The following is a 17060-nucleotide window of genomic DNA, read 5'->3' as shown; positions in this document are numbered from 1 at the left end:
GTCTTCCGAAACAGCGCCACTTCGTGTTAGACGATGTCGGCGATATTCGGGTGGAAATCATTCCTCAGGTGCGCACTTGTAGTGGGCACATCACTGCGCGGGTCCTTCACGCCATCAACTTTATTCCCCGCCGTGTTGCTTCGTCTTTGCTTCAGCTTTGTGCAGTTGTCGAACAAAGCCGTCGAACCATAAAAGAACTGAAACGGGCCCATCAGCAAAAGGTCCTGCTTGTTCATGCATCTTGAAATCCGTCGTGGCGCCCAGCCTCATCGTCCGTTCGCATTGCTGCCGCTGTACGCTGCGTTCTGCCGTTACTTCCCGGCAAAGAGCTTGCGGCGTATGGCTTGCCCGCCATCCACCTGTCACGCTTCGAATGGTAGAGTAGCGAACATGTATGTTCGTTTTGTGACATCGAACCGTTGTTTTGTTTGGAACGTTCTATTTGTCGGCAGAAAATGTTTGATAAAATAGCGTTGCTGCGCGTTTAGAGCCTCAGATCAACAACTAGCAGAGCGGTGACAGACATCACGAACATCACGACACAAAGAGGAAGGGGTATGACCGAGTCAGTTAATGTCAGACAACGCCAGATCCTGAGTTGGATTGAACGGGGCGAGAACGTTCGGGTTGCCGAGCTCGCGGGAATGTTTTCTGTGTCCGAGATGACGATTCGACGTGATCTCACCGGGCTCGAAAATATGGGGAAGCTCCTACGTACGCACGGTGGAGCGGCGTTGCCTGCGGTACCAGACATGGGAACCATGGCTGAACGCGTGAGCCAGATGAAGAACACGAAGCTTTCGATGGCAAGGGCGGCAGCATCGTTAGTCAACGAAGGGCATCGTATTTTTTTGGGCATGGGAAGTTCAATCATGGCCGTCGCTCACCAACTCGCAAATGGACCCGACAGTCACGCGTTGACAACGGTCCCAGATATCGCAACAGCTTTTGTTTCTGCCGGCCGCAATACGGTCGAATTAACGGGAGGAACCCTTGACCCCGTATCAAGGGGTCTCGGCGGCGAACGTGTAGTGGAGGCGATCAGTAAATGTTTTTTTGATGTTGCCTTCGTCAGCGCACACTCTTTTAGCCCGGAATATGGCCTGGTTGATAGTAGTGACCTCCAGCGAACATTGCAGCCGATCCTTGCGCGTCAGTCACGTTGCTACGTTGTCCTTGCTGATCATTCCAAGCTCAACCGGCCCGGGCATCACATTTCGCTTGATTGGCGCTCCGTGGATGTTTTCGTCACTGACACACGCCCTGGCGAGGACCTGTTGAAAGTACTCTCCGACGCGCAAGTCGAACTGATCGTTGGTGAGCAGTTCGAGAACATGGCCCTTCCCGAAAAATATCAGCTCATTGAAGAGCGGCTCTAATCCGTACAGTCGCCGAAAAGCAAGGCGCAAATTAGGCACGATAGGATATGCGCCCGTTTGCTTCTCGTTAGGTGCTCTGAGGCGGTAAAAAGCAAGACGGCGCGGACGGTCGGTCATGGACTGCCGCGGCTCTTGTGGTTGCCCTCAGCTGCTACGATGCAGCCCCGGAAACACAGATTGCAATGGGTGAGAGACGTCGGCGGCAATTGGAACTGAATTTGCGCAATTTCCGTCGACATGGCTGTCTATTTGGCATGTTGTGGCTCGATAACGCAGATGACCAGCTTTAAATCGGCCGTTCGGCTATCAAGAGCTGTCCGGCCTATGGCGCGGCGATCTGGATGAGAAGCGTGTTCTCATCTTGATTGCCGCGCGGCAGTCCGGCCGATCCTCTGGCTTAGAAGCGGTGACGCAAGCCAAGATGCACGCTGGTCTGAGTGCTGGTCGTTGACGGGGTGAAACTGTAACCCTGTACTGCGTCGACTCCGGCCGAAGCGCGAAGATACGATCCCTGCAAATAGATATCGGTACGCTTGGAGAGCAAGTAGTCGAGTCCGAGGCTACCCTCGTTGTAGTGATGCGCTTCGAAGGTTGAATAGACGTAGGCGGCTGCTAGCGAGAATGACGGTGTAATTTGCCAAGATGCACCGCCATCATAGGCCCGTAGTGTAGAAGTCTTGCCGAAACCCTTGAACCACACATCTGAATAGGCGATTCCGTACGTGACGTTCGAAAGGAGGTAACTTGCGCCGAGCGTCAAGATACTTTGGCTATCGACCGCAAGCGCAGACTGGGTGTCCATAACCTTCCCCGTGGCGGGATCGCGCGTGGCAGTGGTCTGGCCAAGAAAGCTAAACACGCCCATCTGCGCATAGGGGTCGATAGCGTTGCCACCGGAGGGGTTGTTGAGCCGCATATAGGCCGTGCCGGCCGAGAACGGTCCACGGCTGTACTGCGCGGCAGCCCCCCAGGCGCTCTGCTTGTGAACGCTACCCGCGACATTGCCGAACGAATACATCGCGCCAGCTTGAAAGCCGTTGAACTCTGCGCTTAGGAGCTTTACGGAATTGTTGAGCAATTCCCCGCCCAATCGATCCAGATCGCCTTGATGATTCGCATAACCACTGGCCCAATTGCTCATTGCATGACGGGCAGTGAAATCTTCAATCAGGTCGTACTGACGGCCCATGGTGAGCGTTGCATAGTCGTTTTGCAGCCCAACCCAGGATGACCGGCCGAATTCAAGACCGCCCTGTCGCAATTGTCCATTTAAAGCGTTGAAGCCGTTTTCCAACAAGAAAATCGCCTTGAGGCCACCGCCCATATCTTCCGTGCCCTTGAGGCCCCATCTATTCCCCGAATAAACTGAGTCATCCAGTTTGACGTTATGCGCACCCCCCTCATTGCTGACGAACGTTGGTCCGACATCGATTACTCCATACAGCGTCACACTATTTTGCGCGTGTGCCAGACCCGTCGCGGCAACGCCGATGAGCGCTGCGAGGCGCCTAATGGTCTTCAGGTCCCGCAATCCAACGTTTTTCAAGGGTGTCGAACCCATGGTACGAAGCAGTTGCCTCGCAGACAGTGTCAATGGTTTTCCATGTCGTCCAGCCTGCTTTCGTGACTTACACGGGTCGCTGGCGTTCTGATTTTTAGTTTCGCATCTGAATGGTAAGGCAGACGCTGTCGCGGATTGTTTTGACATCGTTAGTAGTCCATATTGAAAATGGTTGCTGTTTTTTGCGAGAGGCACGATTTTTTAAGACTGCGGCACGGTAATCACCGCGAACCCTCACCGAAAGCCCTAGCCGATTGCATGCGGACGGGTGTTAAACCTACGTATGACTTTCAGTTCGTCCTAACATGTTTGACGCTCGAGAGGGCCCATAAAATAACTTAGATTTTGGAGTACGTACTTAATTTGCCTGCCAGCTATTAGCAGAAGGGCCCTGGCGTACGACGTACACCTTGTGCCGCCTCCCGTTTGCTCACTTGCGCAGCCAACCGATTGTGGGACTGACTTGGTGGCCCGACCTTCAAGCGAAGCGTAACCATCATTTATGTTCGTTGTGTGACTTTGGTGAGCGTATCGTTAAATTGGGTTCAGTTTTAATGTTCGAGATGGGCGATCCGTGTTCGATCGGATGTGGCCAGCGTCCGCAAATCCGCGCTTGGGACACTTTACGCAGCGCTCGGATCGGTTCTGGTGTTACGGCTAGTGCCTTCTTCTGTGCCACCCAGCGTTTTCCCCATCGTTTGTGACAACAAGGCGCCATTCCAAGCACATGCTGCATGCGGCGGCCCCCTGTGCTCGGAGATCGGGTCTCCTACTTTGATTGCTGTCAATCGATCAGCGACGTGCGCTGCCACGCTGCGTCCGCCGGCTATCAGCCGGAAAAAATTTGCGAGCGCGGCGAGTTTAAAACGCACATATCGAACGTATGGTGTCACATAACGAACATACTTCGGTGCTAATCTCGCACCTGCTTGCAAAGCAAACACGTCAAATGTTCGAAATGTTTGTCACCTGACCCGCTTCGATTGACGGTTAGTTCGCGCGCCTACGTGGGGCCATTGTGCAAACGCGTGATTTGACCATTTCAGAGGAAAACAGATATGAAAGAACCATCTCCCGATGACGCCCTGGAGCGGCGACGCTGGCTCGCGCAAATCGCCGGCGTGCCCCGTGGGACGTTGGAGACGGCATTAATGAAAGTCTGCGGCGGTTCAGATCTGCCGGCTTTCGAGTGGCTGCGCGCACCCGAAACGGGTCTTACGATGGTCCGAGGCCGCATTGGCGGCACTGGTAATCCGTTCAATCTAGGCGAGACAACGGTCACGCGTGCTGTCTTGCGCTTGAAATCTCCCGATGGCGCATCAACCGTGGGTGTTTCCTATCAATTAGGTCGCGACAAACGGCGTGCGGAACTGAGTGCGTTGGCGGATGCAATGCTGCAATCCACGCATTGGCGCGACGCCACCCGCGCGCAGTTGATTGAACCTGCAAAGCGCTCCTCGATCGAGGAGCGCCAAAAACGGGCTGATGCAACCGCATCAACCAAGGTTGAGTTCTACACGATGGTCCGGGGGGAACATTGAGCGCTAACCTGGATTCACTCGACGCGCTTGTGCGCGGCCTCGAGGACCCGGTCCACGATACGCAAGCGTGTTTTCGAGTATTACTTGACGCGCTTGCACGCCCGGGAACAATCGGCGTCATTGATGTAGCGGTAGATCAAGCGGCCGCGCGCCAATGGCCAGAGGCGGCGTTCGCAGCCTTACTGACGATTGCCGATTATTCGACGCCTATATGGCTGCAGGAACACGACGCTGCACTAGCGCAAGCTCTCCGGTTTCATACTGGCGCGCCGCTTACGGGCAAGTTTTCAGGCGCTGTGCTTGGATACGTTACGAATACTGCCACGTTGTCCAGTCTTGATGCGCTAGCTCTTGGAACACCTGAGACACCCCAGGCCTCGATAACTCTTTTTATCCGCGTCGAGGCGCTCGAAGGAGGTCCATTGCTGACTCTATCGGGACCGGGGATCAAGTCGAGCCTCGATATCGCTCCTACGGGTATTCCGGACAGGTTCTGGAAACAGCGCAAGGCACTTGAAGCGCTAGCACCCTGCGGAGTTGACTGCTATCTCGTGTGCGGGCGCAAGATCGTTGGACTTCCGCGTACGACCAATGTGGAGATCAAATAATGTACGTCGCAGTGAAAGGAGGCGAACGAGCCATCGAAGCGTCGTGGCGCTTGCTCGAGGACGCCCGCCGCGGCGACCGAGCTATTCCAGAGTTGTCGATTTCCCAAATCCGCCAACAGATGCGTCTCGGTGTCGCTCGCGTTATGGCTGAAGGATCTCTTTACGACGAAGAGTTGGCTGCACTAGCAATCAAACAAGCAGCGGGCGATCTCATCGAGGCAATTTTCCTCTTGCGCGCATACCGAACGACCCTGCAGCGATTTGGCTATACCGTCTCGATTGATACCGAACAGATGGAAGTGCAGCGCCGCGTGTCCGCCTCGTTTAAGGATGTTCCTGGTGGGCAACTGCTTGGGGCCACGCACGACTACACGCAACGCCTGCTCGATTTCAAACTCCTCGTTGAACAGTCCGACGCACCACACGAGCCTCACACCGCGCAGACGAAGGCGACGAAAGCGTTCGATACGGATACCAAGGCTGCCAACTCTGAAGGCCAGGAGCGGACGATCACGCCGCGCGTCTTTCGATTGATCGAGGCGGAAGGGGTGATTGAACAGGAACAGCCCACGGCAGACGGTTCAGAACCCATTGATCTCGCCGTGGAGCCGTTGTTAATGCCTGCTACGCGTGCAGTACGCCTTCAAAACCTCGCCCGCGCCGATGAGGGTTTCCTACTTTCGCTGGCGTATTCGACACAGCGCGGCTATGGCGACGGACATCCCTATGTCGGCGAGATCCGGTTCGGCAAAGTACCTGTAGAAATGAATGTACCGGAGCTCGATTTTCCGATTGAACTCGGCGAGATCGATATGACGGAATGCCAGACGATAACTCAGTTCGCAGGGGACGCCAGAACACCGCCGGCCTTCACGCAGGGGTACGGCCTTGCGTTCGGCCATTCGGAACGTAAAGTCTTGGCAATGTCGTTGGTCGATCGCGCTTTGCGCGCTGAAGAACTGGGCGAGGCTGTCACTGCTCCTGCACAAGACCTCGAATTCGTGTTGTATCACAGCGATAACGTCGAATCATCGGGCTACGTTCAGCATATGAAGCTGCCGCACTACGTGGACGTGCAATCCGAATTGAATACGCTTAGAAGGCTTCGTGCAGAACACCCAGCATTGCGCACAGCCAGCGAGAAGGAGCAGGCAGAGTGAACACGCAAACCCAAAACCAACCTGACACAACGCACGTAGTGGCACGTTCGGAATCCCCGATCGAAGGCTACAACTTTGCTTACCTTGACGAACAAACCAAGCGGATGATTCGTCGTGCGTTGTTGAAAGCCATAGCGATTCCCGGTCACCAGATTCCTTTCGGCTCGCGAGAGATGCCCATGGCGTACGGCTGGGGAACTGGTGGTATCCAGGTGACCACTGCGATTATCGGCCGCGACGACATCGTTAAGGTGATCGATCAGGGCTCGGATCAAACGACGAACGCTGTCAATATTCGCCGTTTCTTCTCGCGAACCACGGGCGTGCGAACGACGAGCAAGACCTCTGAGGCTACGATCGTCCAGACGCGCCATCGGGTTCCGGAAACGCCCCTGACCGAGCAGCAGGTGATTGTCTATCAAGTGCCTTCGCCTGAGCCGCTCTATGACCTCGAGCCACGTCTGATTGCCTGCCGCAAGCTCCACGCGTTGGCGGAATACGGCCTGATGAATGTAAAGCTCTACGAAGACATCGTACGGTACGGAACCATTGCCACGGGAGCTAACTATCCCGTCATTGTGAACAACCGTTACCTAACGGCACCTTCGCCAATTCCGAAGTTCGATAATCCCAAGCTCCACATGAATCCTGCGCTTCAATTGTTCGGCGCTGGGCGGGAGCGAAAAATCTATGCAATTCCACCCTACACCGAGGTGCGTAGCCTGGATTTCGAAGACTTTCCGTTTGCCGTGGAGCGTTGGGACCACGCCTGCGAGCTTTGCGGATCGAACGACAGCTATCTCGACGAGATGATTCTCGATGACAAGGGGACACGAATGTTCGTTTGTTCGGACAGCGAGTACTGTGAGGAGCAACGCGACAAAGCGCCCGGAGATAAGGCCACACAAGAGGCTCAGGCAGCAGCTTCTCGTGAAGCCAAAAATGCAGGGGATCATGAATGAAATCGTTGCTCACCGCGCGCGGACTCACGACTCGATATGGCGATCGAATCGGTTGCGAGGAGGTAAATCTCGACCTTTATTCCGGTGAGGTTTTGTGCATCGTTGGAGAGTCAGGTTCTGGAAAGTCGACGCTCCTCAACACCTTGGCGCTGCGTGTCCCGTCTTCTTCCGGCACTTTGCATTACAGCAATGCGAAGGGCGATGCACTGGATCTCTTGACGATGTCGGAGCCTCAAAGACGTTTGCTAATGCGCACCGAATGGGGCTTCGTCGAACAAAACCCGCGCGACGGACTGCGCATGACGGTGTCAGCAGGGGCGAACATCGGTGAGCCGCTGATGTCAACCGGAGACCGTCATTATGGAAAAATCCGAGAGAAGTCGATCGATTGGATGCAGCGCGTCGAACTCGACGTGCGGAGAATTGACGATCGGCCAACCTCATTTTCAGGCGGAATGCAACAACGTCTGCAAATCGCTCGCAACCTGGTCACGAAACCAAGATTGGTTTTAATGGACGAGCCGACGGCAGGTCTCGATGTGTCAGTTCAGGCACGGTTGCTCGACCTGCTTCGCACACTTACGGCGCAATTAGGACTCGCGTGCGTGATTGTCACTCACGACATCGGGGTAGCACGGCTTCTAGCGCATCGGTTGATGGTAATGCAAAACGGACGGGTGGTGGAAACCGGATTAACCGACCAGGTTCTCGACGATCCGCAGCATCCATATACCCAGTTGCTTGTTTCCTCGGTGCTGCCGACGTGACGAATCCTATCGAGAACCGAGCCTGCTTATTGGACAACTGAGCCTTCTATGAATGACGAATCGAAAGACATGCGTTTTGTCCATGACGACAAGCTAATGTTGTGGACAAGCGGCATCACCAAGACCTTCGTCTTGCACACGCAGGGCGAGGAGTCCATTCCAGCCTTGGGTGGAGTTGACCTCGATGTTTCGAGGGGAGAGTGCGTCGCGCTTGTGGGGCAATCTGGCGCAGGCAAGAGTACGCTCCTGCGATGTCTGTACGGCAACTACTTGGCCACTACTGGATCAATTCACTTGCGCGACGAAGTGTCGTGCGAAAAGTTTCTTAACCTTACTCATGCGGATCCCCATGACATCATGAGGATCCGGCGCGATGTAATTGGCTATGTTAGTCAGTTTCTGCGGGTGATTCCCCGGGTACCGACGCTGGATATCGTGGCCGAGCCCATAGTCGCTCGCGGCGTCGAGGTCGAAGAGGCACGCCAACGCGCTAGAACGTGGCTTGATCGTTTGAATATCCCCGAGAAGCTGTGGAAGGTGGCGCCCACGACGTTCTCCGGGGGCGAGCAGCAACGCGTCAACATCGCGCGTGGGCTGATCGCGGAACATCCGGTCTTACTACTCGATGAGCCAACTGCGTCACTCGACGCGAAGAATAGGTCCGTGGTCACCGAGATAATCATTGAAGCGCGTGAACGTGGTACAGCGGTCGTCGGAATCTTCCATGACGAAATGACGCGGGGCGAAGTTGCGACTCGGCGGTTAGAGCTCGAACGTGTTTCGATGCACATTGGCTCGTAAAAAGGTAGGGACAACATCAATGTTGATCAAGAACGCAAGGATTGTGACGCCCGACGAAGAGTTCGTAGGCGTTGTGCGAGTCGAGAATGGCCGGATTGACGAGATTTCTTCCGGTACGACGCAAGCTCGAGACGCGGAGGATTGGGACGGGGATTATCTGCTGCCAGGGTTTGTGGAACTTCACACCGACAATCTGGAAAAGCACCTGGGCCCGCGTCCTAATGTGACTTGGAACGCAGAATCAGCACTGCTCACGCATGATGCGCAAGTCGCTGTCGCTGGCATCACGACCGTATTTGACTCACTTGCAATTGGGACACGGAGCGCCATCGGCATCCGAAATCCGGAGCAGCATTACAAGTCGGCCGAGGCACTGACTAAATTGACGGCCGCGGAGCTGTTACGCGTCGATCACTATATCCACTTGCGCTGTGAGGTAGCGACGCAAGACATCGTCGTATTGTTCGACGGACTGTGTACGCATCCGTTGATGCGCTTGGCCTCTGTGATGGACCATACACCCGGGCAACGGCAATGGGCCGATCGTGATAAATGGCGCCGTTTCAGTTTCCAGGATGGCGGCATCACTGACGAGCAATTCGCGGCTACATTAGCCCAGCTTACTGACGAACAACGTTTTGCGGAGGTTCATCGCGCTGAAGTTATCAAGCGATGCGCTGCACGCACTATTCCGGTAATGAGTCACGATGACACCTCGGTCGAGCATGTCGAGTGTGCGTCTAGAGAAGGCCTGGTCATTTCAGAGTTCCCGGTGACCTTGGAAGCTGCAAAAGCTGCGCGAACCCATGGCTTGGCCACGATGTTGGGCGCTCCTAATGTGGTCCGCGGTGGTTCGCATTCTGGCAATGTGTCAGCACTTGACCTGGCGGAAGAAGGCCTTCTTGACATTTTGTCGTCCGACTATATTCCTAGTAGTTTGATGATGGCTGTCTTTGAGCTTCAAAGGAAAGTAGGGTGGTCGCTGCCCCGTGCGATCGCTACAGTGTCAGAGGCGCCAGCAACAGCGGTTGGCTTGAATGATCGAGGCGCGATCAAAACGGGTCTGCGTGCCGATTTTGTGCGCGTGCGGGTCAACGACAATCTACCTGTACCGCGTGCCACATATGTCCTTGGGCAGCGCGTCGCGTAAAGATTTCACCATGTCTTCTGAACCGCGCTATGCGATATATTACACGCCTCCCGCTGAGGATGAGTTGACGCAAACCGCGGCTCGATGGTTGGGTCGTGACGCTTTTCGGAGCGACTCGCCCGATGCTCTAATCGAACGCGATACCGAAGTAGGCGCGATCACGACGGCGCCGCGACGTTATGGCTTTCACGCGACGCTGAAGGCGCCATTCAGACTCGCCGCTGGCCGCAATGTTGCTGAATTGGAAGAAGCACTCGCGCGCTTTGTCGAGGTGAACGAACCGTGCCAATTGGGCGAGTTCAAGGTCGATGTGATGGACGGATTTTTTGCGCTTGTTCCGATTCGGCCATCACCGATGTTACAGAGCTTGGCCTCGATGATCGTGGACGAATTTGAGCCGTTTCGCGCGCCACTCACCGAGTCCGAACTCCAACGTCGACTGAGCAATGGACTCGACACCATCGGGGCCGCCTATACGTCGGGGTGGGGCTACCCTTATGTGTTCGATAGATTCCGATTTCACATGACACTGACGGACAGGCTGCCAGTCGCGGACCAGGCGAAGATACGACTGCGACTCGAGGCGATCTTTTCTGCTTTGGCGACGAGAGGTTACACGCTCGACGCTCTTACTTTGTTCGAGCAAGCGCAAAGCGGCGCCGACTTCGTTGTCCGCTCTCGTTTCGCTTTTAAGGAGTGCACTGCGACGTGATAAATCTGGATCATAGCGGCAGATTTGTGGTTATTGTGGGGCCAAGCGGTGCGGGAAAGGATACGTTGATTGACTATGCTCGCGAGCACCTTGCTGACGATAACACTATCCACTTCGTTCGTCGTGTAATAACGCGGCCCGTTTCGGTCGGGGAGGACCATGATCCTGTGACCTCCGACATGTTCGAAGAACGTGTTGGTAGAGCGGCGTTTGCGCTGCATTGGGATGCGCACGGTCTGCGTTATGGGCTACCAGGAATTATAGATGACTGGTTGGAACAACGTCACGTTGTGGTCGCGAATGGCTCCCGCGCGGTCCTTCCCGAGGCACGTCGTCGTTATGGGTCGTTGCTGCGCGTGATCAATGTCTCGGCCAGCCCGAATGTGCTCGCGGAGCGCCTTGAAAAGCGAGGTCGTGAGGGATATGACGGGCGCCGGGCTAGGATAGCGCGGACGGCTCAGATTCACGTCGATTTGAGCGATGCGCTGGACATCGACAACTCTGGCGAGCTGTCCATCGCTGGGCAAGCGTTGGTAACGGTTCTGCGGCGCGTCACGCAGCTCCGCGGACAATCGCAATCTAAGGGCTGAAAGAACCTGAGAGCTAATTTAAAACCGAGAGGTCTTCGTATTTGCGCGGCAGCAAGATCGCAATGACTTCGCTGGCCTTAAGGTAAACGCTGGAAATGCATATTTAATAGCGGGTACCTGTACCATACCGTTTCTCCTTTCGGTCCAAAAGACGGGCGTTGTTGCGCAAATCAGGCGTAGAGACAACATGCCCTCTGTGATGTCGATCTCAGGCGATACAGACGGACTGCGGGCGTGCGATGGCCGCCATGCGGTTGAGCACGCCTGCACGAATCGAGACTTCGGTTGCCTGGGAGCCAATCTCTCGAGCCCACAGGCAGGAGCCCGTGAGGATCTTGAGCCGGTACATCAGGGCCTCTGCCAACGAGCGACGATGGTAGCCACTCGCCTGCTTCCATTCACGTCTGCTGCTTGCCGCGATCGCGTCGATGGCAGCGTTGCGCCAAGCCGCGCCCGGCGTGCTCACTGGCGACGGCGTCGCGCCTTCACGTGGCGGAATCGAGGGGACCGCTGTGCGCGCCGCAATTCGCGCATGGCATGCCTTGGTGCCGTAGGCAGCGTCGCCGCCGATGGTATCGATTGCCACATCTGCAGGAATCTGGTCGAGCAAATCGGGCAGAACTTCGCCATCGCCTTCGTCTTGATGGGTCATAAGCGCGGCACAAATCTGGCCCGTGTTCGCATCCATCGCCAGGTGCACCTTGCGCCACGTGCGACGTTTGGACCAGCCGTGCTTGCGTACCTTCCACTCGCCTTCGCCGTAGACCTTCAGGCCGGTGCTGTCGACTACCAGGTGCAAGGGCTCGTTGGCGCGCCGCGTTGGCAGTACAACCTTCAGTGTCTGTGCGCGGCGGCTTAAGGTCGTGTAGTTCGGCACCGGCAAGCCCGGGTAGCCGAGTTTGCGCAGACTGAGGGCGAAGCCCTGCACAGCGCGCAGCGGCAGATGAAATACCTGCTTGAGGCCGAGCAGCATCTGGATCGCCGCATCACTGTAGATGCGCGGTCGGCCGCGCCTGGCCAAGCCAGCCTCGGGCAGTTGCGTCAGTACGCTTTCATCAATCCACATGGTCGGGTGGACAACCGCCCTCAGGCAGCACACGAGAAGTGGCACTGTTGGCCACACGTATTTCTTCGGGCTGTCGGACGGACGCGTCATCGACGGCGGGCGTCGGGGAAACAGCGCGCGCTGGCTCAATCACTCATGCAACGCCAATTGCGAGGCGGTCGAGATCGACGACCGCGTGCTCATTCACGCGTTGTCGGCAATTGCACCCGGCCAGGAACTGTTTCTTGACTACCAGTTGGCCGTCGACGACCCAACAGACGAAGAAGCGGGGCTCAGCCATGTCTGCCGGTGTGGCGCGTCGGGATGCCGGGGCACGATGCTAGCCGTGAACACGTCGTGATATTGCCGGCGGATAATCAGCGGCCCGAGGGTAACGCGGACCGCTCCCGCGCCGCGGTTCGGTTCGCGAGCCAGGCTTCCAGTTCGGACTCGCGCCAGCCGGTTGCTCGTTCTCCGATCCGGATTGGGCGCGGGAATTCGCCACGGCTGATCATGGCGTAGATAGTCGCCCGGCACAGGCCGATTTTCTTCACCACTTCCTTCATGCGCATTACCTGATCCATTTTGCCCGACTCCGTGTTGCTTTGGTCACGTTCGATTATCCGCAGTGTCCGGCTTACCGCAATGGACACATGAAAGCAACAGCGTGATGGTTCAGGCGAAATGATGAGTTCGCCCGTCGCGTCGACGGTCGAGAGAGATACAGCAGGGTTACAGTTTGTTACCGCTTTGTCCGTCAGCGAATACGATGTGTTCGTACCGGAAGTGCCTCGAACAGATCAGGCTCGAGGACGGCATGACATAAAGGTCTTTTGACGACTCAGGTTCGCTCACGCACAGGTCGGGCAGGCATGGCCGGCGCTTCATCGCGACGTACTTCGGACATTCGTCGCAGTACGGATTGCGGTCGTGCCGGCCATGGTTCGGGATCGTGCGCCCGGCATAGCCCTGATGCTGCAGGCACTGCGCGAGTCGCGCGCACCGCCGCGTGAAGATCTCCAAAAGCCACAACGGGTCGCGGCACGGATGCACATCGCGTTCGAACGTGGTGGCAGGACTCGCCGACTTTGGTACGGACGAGACAGCGACTGGCCACTCGCCATTATCCCGGTGACATTGAGCGCCATGTCGCATGGCACGGCCCAGAAAATGCATATACAGGCACCGCGGTGCGTTCCCGATTGCCAACTGCTTACAGCAAACGGCATCGTCGCCCACGCACCCCGGAGTCCTCAAAAAGTGTGCGAATTCCTACCCACTCCATTTTCGAAAGAGGCCAAAAAAATGAACGCAATAACAGTTTTTGTGGGTGGCCGGACATTGAATGCGAGCATCGAGTCAACTACCACCGGCAAAGCCGGTGGCTTGAAATTGTGAGCGCCTCAAAGGCGCCCATAAAAGAGTAAGCCGCCGGTGGCGGCTTACTCCATGATCAGCTTCATCTGGTCATACCGCTCATCTTCTGCCTCCTGATGTGACGCGAGGAGCATCGACTGGTTGCGTGACCGCCCTTAAGCACCGCCGACAGACGATGGAACTTTGGATTCAATCCTGCGCGCTGACCTGTCCGGGAAGCCGGCCGCTCAGCCCCCGCACCAAGACCTCACGCGCAACGGTGCCGGCGCGCTGAAGGATACGCGAGTAGAGGAGCGTGACACCTGCGTTCGCTGCCGCGCGCTGTTTGCGCGAATTATTGCCGGGTCGCCGACGCGGCAAATTTCCATGCTACTTAGCGCAGGCTAGCATTGACGCAACGCTTGCCGCCAGAAGAACGTGTTGGTCCGTGCGCCTGAATCTCCCCCGGGAAATACCTTCGCCCTTCGAGACGGGGTGCCGCGTTCCGACACGACCGCAGCAATGTCCGGGGAACCAAACTGTTCCATCATTTGCGAACTAGAGTCCGTTTTGGTAGCGACAACGGGGGGCATTAGCCACCCCTCTCGGACAACTTGCGGCTGCCCGGGATATGAGATGACCGGCGCAACTAGCTCGCTCAAATGATTGTGTTTTGGGCGCCGACATAGGACATTCCCTATGGTGCGGCGTCAATTGTGTCAGAGCGGGAGGCGAGAAGCAGTAGACCTGGCCCGTGCCCTCGGCCGCAGACCCACGCCCGGAGGGGCTGCACGGGAATCCCATCGTTGGCACGTCTTTTCTGCGAGCACTATACAAGTGCGAAGCATTACCAAAGGTATGGCAAAGTGCCCAGAAAATGTAGCTAGATAGGTAAATTTGGCTTGCTACGCTGCAATCATTGCATTAGGCACTAGCGACGGCACTGTCGGCGCACGGATGTTCTGCAGATCGTGCGACGAATAGTGACTTCTTCGACGCTGCTGCTCGAGATGTTCGCCTTCGGCTCATGCACCCACAGCTTCGAGATGGAACTAGCCGAGGGTGTCCGGCAAGAGCGAACGACACCTTTAAGTGCAGGGTCTGTGAAGGCTAACAGGTCAAGCGCTTCAATTTCTTGAACTTGCCAGTTGGGATGACAGAATGGCCCCAAACCTGACGTTCGCGCAACCAGACGTAACCCATCCGGGCGCAATCAAAGCGGACGATGTTTATTCCGCGGTGCGGAAACCCATCGCAGTTTCTGGGACCGACATTCTTACGGTCAGAAATCTGTCGAAAATTTTCGGACCAAAGCCGGAGCGTGCTGCTGAACTCGTGAAGCAAGGTCTTGGACGGAACGAGATTTTCGAACGGACCGGAAACATGGTGGCAGTCAATGACGTCAGTCTCAACGTTAAGGCCGGCGAGATTTTCGTTGTCATGGGCCTCTCAGGCTCAGGTAAGTCGACGCTTGTCCGTTTGCTCAATCGGCTGATTGAACCAACGTCCGGCCAGGTCATTCTGGAGGGGCGCGACATTGCACCCATGTCGACACTGGAACTGCGCGCTGTGCGACGGGAGAAGATGGCGATGGTGTTCCAGTCGTTCGCGCTTCTGCCGAACCGCACGGTGCTCGACAACATCGCTTACGGACTGGAAGTTGCTGGCCTCAAGAAGGCCGAGCGGTACGAAATCGCGCTTGCTGTGCTGACGCGAGTCGGTCTGGGCACATACGAAAAGCTACTCCCCAGCGAGCTGTCTGGTGGTATGCAGCAGCGGGTAGGACTCGCACGTGCGCTTGCGGTGAATCCTTCAGTGCTTTTGATGGACGAAGCGTTCTCGGCGCTGGACCCCCTGATTCGATTCGAAATGCAGAACGAGCTTCTACGGCTTCAAAAGGAAGAGCAGCGGACAATCGTCTTCATTTCACACGACATTGAAGAGGCCATCAAGATTGGCGGCCGGATTGGCATCATGAAAGATGGCTGCCTGATTCAGGTCGGCACGCCTGCAGAGCTTATCCAGTCGCCCGCGGACGCGTACGTACGCGACTTCTTCCGCAATGTTGACGTTTCGCGGTTTCTCAAGGCTTCCAGTCTCATGACCAAGGTCAACCGAGGACTGATTTCTTGCGACGTCGCGATGTCCTCAGAGCGTTATCTCAATCAGCTCATCGACAGTGGCGTTGAGTGCGGCTATGTATGCGACGAAGCGGGTCGATACCAGGGCTGTGTCACGCCAGCGTCTTTGCACAAGTCTGGTATGCGTCCGGTCAGGGACGCGCTGCTCCGGGATGTGAATGCTGTTTCGCTTGACGCGGATTTGCATGAGCTGGCTGCCATCGCTTTGAGCCAGGAGCACGACGTACCCGTCACTGACACGGCCGGGAGACTCGCAGGCGTGGTGTCCTGCCGGACGATACTCAAGCAGGTTATGGAACGGAGAGCAGCATGAACTCGTCAGTCATCGGGAAGTTCGCGGAAGACGCGGTCAACTTTCTCTTCCAGCATTTCCGCGGCGGCTTCGACGCCTTCTCCGCAGCGCTAGGTGCAGTCGTGAAGTTACTGGAGGACGGACTCGCCGCAGTCCCGTTTGTTGCCATGCTCATCATCCTCGTGGCATTTGCGTTGTGGCGACGCGGTGTCGTGTTTTCGGTCTTCGTTGGCCTTGCACTGCTGACCATCAATTACATGGGGCTGTGGGCACAAACCGTCTCCACCTTGGCGCTCGTTATCGCAGCGACGTTCTTCAGTCTGGTCATTGGCGTGCCGTTGGGCATCTGGGGAGCTCGAAACAAACGGGTGGAGATGGTTTTGCGCTCGCTGCTCGATTTCATGCAGACCATGCCGGCATTCGTCTATCTGATTCCTGCAGTCATCCTGTTTGGTTTGGGTCGAGTCCCCGCAGTCATTGCGACCATCGTGTTCTCGATGCCGCCAGTCGTACGCCTCACGACTTTGGGCATCCGCCAGGTGCGCGAAGAGTTGCTGGAAGCAGGCCGCGCCTTCGGCAGCACAGATTCGCAGCTTCTCTGGAAAATCCAGCTACCGAACGCCCTGCCGTCAATCATGGCAGGGGTAAATCAGACCATCATGATGGCGCTCTCGATGGTCGTGGTCGCATCGATGATTGGCGCCGGTGGCCTTGGAGAGTATGTGCTGAGCGGCATTCAGCGGCTCGACATCGGGATTGGCTTCGAGGGCGGGCTGGGAGTCGTGCTGCTTGCCATCGTGCTTGACCGCCTGACGGAGAGTTTCGGTGTGAAGTCAAAGAAGGCCAGACCCGTCGTACGAGCAGCAAAAACCGGCACTAGCACTGCGCCGCGGACCTGACCCGCGATAATGCGCGGACGGCAGTCGAATGGAGCGGGGATCGTCCAGGGTAAGTTTGGCTAGCGGTATCACATAGCGGATATAGTGCTAGCGCTC

17 protein-coding genes and 1 pseudogene are annotated in these 17060 nt (G+C 56.5%); 14 read left to right on the top strand and 4 right to left on the bottom strand.

The window, feature by feature from the left end; translation table 11 throughout:
* Nucleotides 1-26 precede the first annotated feature (26 nt).
* Nucleotides 27-236, bottom strand: a complete 210-nt coding sequence (locus tag BM438_RS08795) for a hypothetical protein (protein WP_093633881.1) — start codon at nucleotides 234-236, stop codon at nucleotides 27-29.
* 321 nt (nucleotides 237-557) lie between these two features.
* On the opposite strand from BM438_RS08795, the gene BM438_RS08790 reads away from it, so the two are divergent.
* Nucleotides 558-1379 carry a DeoR/GlpR family DNA-binding transcription regulator gene (locus tag BM438_RS08790; protein ID WP_093633880.1) on the top strand — a complete coding sequence of 274 codons (822 nt, stop codon included), beginning with the start codon at nucleotides 558-560 and terminating at the stop codon, nucleotides 1377-1379.
* 397 nt (nucleotides 1380-1776) lie between these two features.
* Here the strand turns inward: BM438_RS08790 and BM438_RS08785 are convergent, their stop codons facing one another.
* Entirely contained in the window at nucleotides 1777-2940 is a 1164-nt protein-coding gene (locus tag BM438_RS08785; protein WP_093633879.1) for a porin, read from the bottom strand.
* A gap of 1058 nt (nucleotides 2941-3998) precedes the next feature.
* Between BM438_RS08785 and phnG the strand changes: the two genes are divergently transcribed.
* The 9 genes from phnG to phnN are packed head-to-tail and all read left to right on the top strand — an operon-like array spanning nucleotide 3999 to nucleotide 11231.
* Entirely contained in the window at nucleotides 3999-4481 is a 483-nt protein-coding gene (gene phnG, locus BM438_RS08780; protein ID WP_093633878.1) for a phosphonate C-P lyase system protein PhnG, read from the top strand.
* Nucleotides 4478-5089, top strand: coding sequence for a phosphonate C-P lyase system protein PhnH (gene phnH, locus BM438_RS08775; protein ID WP_093633877.1), 612 nt, complete (start codon nucleotides 4478-4480; stop codon nucleotides 5087-5089). Before phnG ends, phnH begins: the two co-directional genes overlap by 4 nt.
* Entirely contained in the window at nucleotides 5089-6249 is a 1161-nt protein-coding gene (locus BM438_RS08770) for a carbon-phosphorus lyase complex subunit (protein ID WP_093633876.1), read from the top strand. The genes phnH and BM438_RS08770 overlap by 1 nt, the downstream gene beginning before the upstream one ends.
* Nucleotides 6246-7211: an alpha-D-ribose 1-methylphosphonate 5-phosphate C-P-lyase PhnJ gene (locus tag BM438_RS08765; RefSeq protein WP_425270729.1), complete on the top strand. Its 966-nt coding sequence runs from the start codon at nucleotides 6246-6248 to the stop codon at nucleotides 7209-7211. The genes BM438_RS08770 and BM438_RS08765 overlap by 4 nt, the downstream gene beginning before the upstream one ends.
* Nucleotides 7208-7978, top strand: a complete 771-nt coding sequence (phnK, locus tag BM438_RS08760; protein ID WP_093633875.1) for a phosphonate C-P lyase system protein PhnK — start codon at nucleotides 7208-7210, stop codon at nucleotides 7976-7978. Before BM438_RS08765 ends, phnK begins: the two co-directional genes overlap by 4 nt.
* Before the next feature lie 48 nt (nucleotides 7979-8026).
* A complete protein-coding gene (phnL, locus tag BM438_RS08755; RefSeq protein ID WP_093633874.1) occupies nucleotides 8027-8779 on the top strand; it encodes a phosphonate C-P lyase system protein PhnL in 753 nt (250 codons plus the stop codon).
* 19 nt (nucleotides 8780-8798) lie between these two features.
* The gene (locus BM438_RS08750; protein ID WP_093633873.1) at nucleotides 8799-9929 is read left to right on the top strand and encodes an alpha-D-ribose 1-methylphosphonate 5-triphosphate diphosphatase; all 1131 of its coding nucleotides are present in this window, start codon (nucleotides 8799-8801) and stop codon (nucleotides 9927-9929) included.
* 10 nt (nucleotides 9930-9939) lie between these two features.
* On the top strand, nucleotides 9940-10641 hold the full coding sequence (locus BM438_RS08745) for a DUF1045 domain-containing protein (RefSeq protein ID WP_093634064.1): 702 nt from the start codon (nucleotides 9940-9942) through the stop codon (nucleotides 10639-10641).
* Nucleotides 10638-11231, top strand: a complete 594-nt coding sequence (gene phnN / locus BM438_RS08740; protein WP_208620629.1) for a phosphonate metabolism protein/1,5-bisphosphokinase (PRPP-forming) PhnN — start codon at nucleotides 10638-10640, stop codon at nucleotides 11229-11231. The genes BM438_RS08745 and phnN overlap by 4 nt, the downstream gene beginning before the upstream one ends.
* 208 nt (nucleotides 11232-11439) lie before the next feature.
* Here the strand turns inward: phnN and BM438_RS08735 are convergent.
* Nucleotides 11440-12300, bottom strand: a pseudogene (locus tag BM438_RS08735) (IS5 family transposase); the annotation flags it as partial.
* Between BM438_RS08735 and BM438_RS08730 the strand changes: the two are divergent.
* Entirely contained in the window at nucleotides 12227-12637 is a 411-nt protein-coding gene (locus tag BM438_RS08730; protein WP_093634062.1) for an SET domain-containing protein-lysine N-methyltransferase, read from the top strand. The pseudogene BM438_RS08735 and the gene BM438_RS08730 overlap by 74 nt on opposite strands.
* A gap of 16 nt (nucleotides 12638-12653) precedes the next feature.
* Here BM438_RS08730 and BM438_RS08725 read toward each other — a convergent pair whose 3' ends face one another.
* On the bottom strand, nucleotides 12654-12860 hold the full coding sequence (locus BM438_RS08725) for a helix-turn-helix transcriptional regulator (protein ID WP_093633872.1): 207 nt from the start codon (nucleotides 12858-12860) through the stop codon (nucleotides 12654-12656).
* Nucleotides 12861-13206: 346 nt separating this feature from the next.
* On the opposite strand from BM438_RS08725, the gene BM438_RS44750 reads away from it, so the two are divergent.
* The 3 genes from BM438_RS44750 to BM438_RS08705 all read left to right on the top strand — a co-directional run bounded on the left by BM438_RS44750 (nucleotide 13207) and on the right by BM438_RS08705 (nucleotide 16964).
* Nucleotides 13207-13674: a hypothetical protein gene (locus tag BM438_RS44750; RefSeq protein ID WP_143131677.1), complete on the top strand. Its 468-nt coding sequence runs from the start codon at nucleotides 13207-13209 to the stop codon at nucleotides 13672-13674.
* A 1119-nt stretch (nucleotides 13675-14793) separates the two neighbouring features.
* Nucleotides 14794-16086, top strand: a complete 1293-nt coding sequence (locus BM438_RS08710; RefSeq protein ID WP_093633870.1) for a quaternary amine ABC transporter ATP-binding protein — start codon at nucleotides 14794-14796, stop codon at nucleotides 16084-16086.
* A complete protein-coding gene (locus BM438_RS08705; RefSeq protein WP_093633869.1) occupies nucleotides 16083-16964 on the top strand; it encodes an ABC transporter permease in 882 nt (293 codons plus the stop codon). Before BM438_RS08710 ends, BM438_RS08705 begins: the two co-directional genes overlap by 4 nt.
* The last annotated feature ends 96 nt before the right edge of the window (nucleotides 16965-17060 follow it).

This window comes from Paraburkholderia aspalathi, assembly GCF_900116445.1.
In the GTDB taxonomy this organism is placed as follows: Bacteria; Pseudomonadota; Gammaproteobacteria; order Burkholderiales; family Burkholderiaceae; genus Paraburkholderia; species Paraburkholderia aspalathi.
This window is presented reverse-complemented; position numbering and strand designations above follow the sequence as displayed.

What these genes read in the sequence shown, in the direction of transcription:
- BM438_RS08795 (WP_093633881.1), bottom strand. Translation starts at nt 236, where the DNA reads ATGAACAAGCAGGACCTTTTGCTGATGGGCCCGTTTCAGTTCTTTTAT.
- BM438_RS08790 (WP_093633880.1), top strand. Translation starts at nt 558, where the DNA reads ATGACCGAGTCAGTTAATGTCAGACAACGCCAGATCCTGAGTTGGATT.
- BM438_RS08785 (WP_093633879.1), bottom strand. Translation starts at nt 2,940, where the DNA reads ATGGGTTCGACACCCTTGAAAAACGTTGGATTGCGGGACCTGAAGACC.
- phnG (WP_093633878.1), top strand. Translation starts at nt 3,999, where the DNA reads ATGAAAGAACCATCTCCCGATGACGCCCTGGAGCGGCGACGCTGGCTC.
- BM438_RS08770 (WP_093633876.1), top strand. Translation starts at nt 5,089, where the DNA reads ATGTACGTCGCAGTGAAAGGAGGCGAACGAGCCATCGAAGCGTCGTGG.
- phnK (WP_093633875.1), top strand. Translation starts at nt 7,208, where the DNA reads ATGAAATCGTTGCTCACCGCGCGCGGACTCACGACTCGATATGGCGAT.
- phnL (WP_093633874.1), top strand. Translation starts at nt 8,027, where the DNA reads ATGAATGACGAATCGAAAGACATGCGTTTTGTCCATGACGACAAGCTA.
- BM438_RS08750 (WP_093633873.1), top strand. Translation starts at nt 8,799, where the DNA reads ATGTTGATCAAGAACGCAAGGATTGTGACGCCCGACGAAGAGTTCGTA.
- BM438_RS08745 (WP_093634064.1), top strand. Translation starts at nt 9,940, where the DNA reads ATGTCTTCTGAACCGCGCTATGCGATATATTACACGCCTCCCGCTGAG.
- BM438_RS08730 (WP_093634062.1), top strand. Translation starts at nt 12,227, where the DNA reads ATGCGCGGTCGGCCGCGCCTGGCCAAGCCAGCCTCGGGCAGTTGCGTC.
- BM438_RS08725 (WP_093633872.1), bottom strand. Translation starts at nt 12,860, where the DNA reads ATGGATCAGGTAATGCGCATGAAGGAAGTGGTGAAGAAAATCGGCCTG.
- BM438_RS08710 (WP_093633870.1), top strand. Translation starts at nt 14,794, where the DNA reads ATGGCCCCAAACCTGACGTTCGCGCAACCAGACGTAACCCATCCGGGC.
- BM438_RS08705 (WP_093633869.1), top strand. Translation starts at nt 16,083, where the DNA reads ATGAACTCGTCAGTCATCGGGAAGTTCGCGGAAGACGCGGTCAACTTT.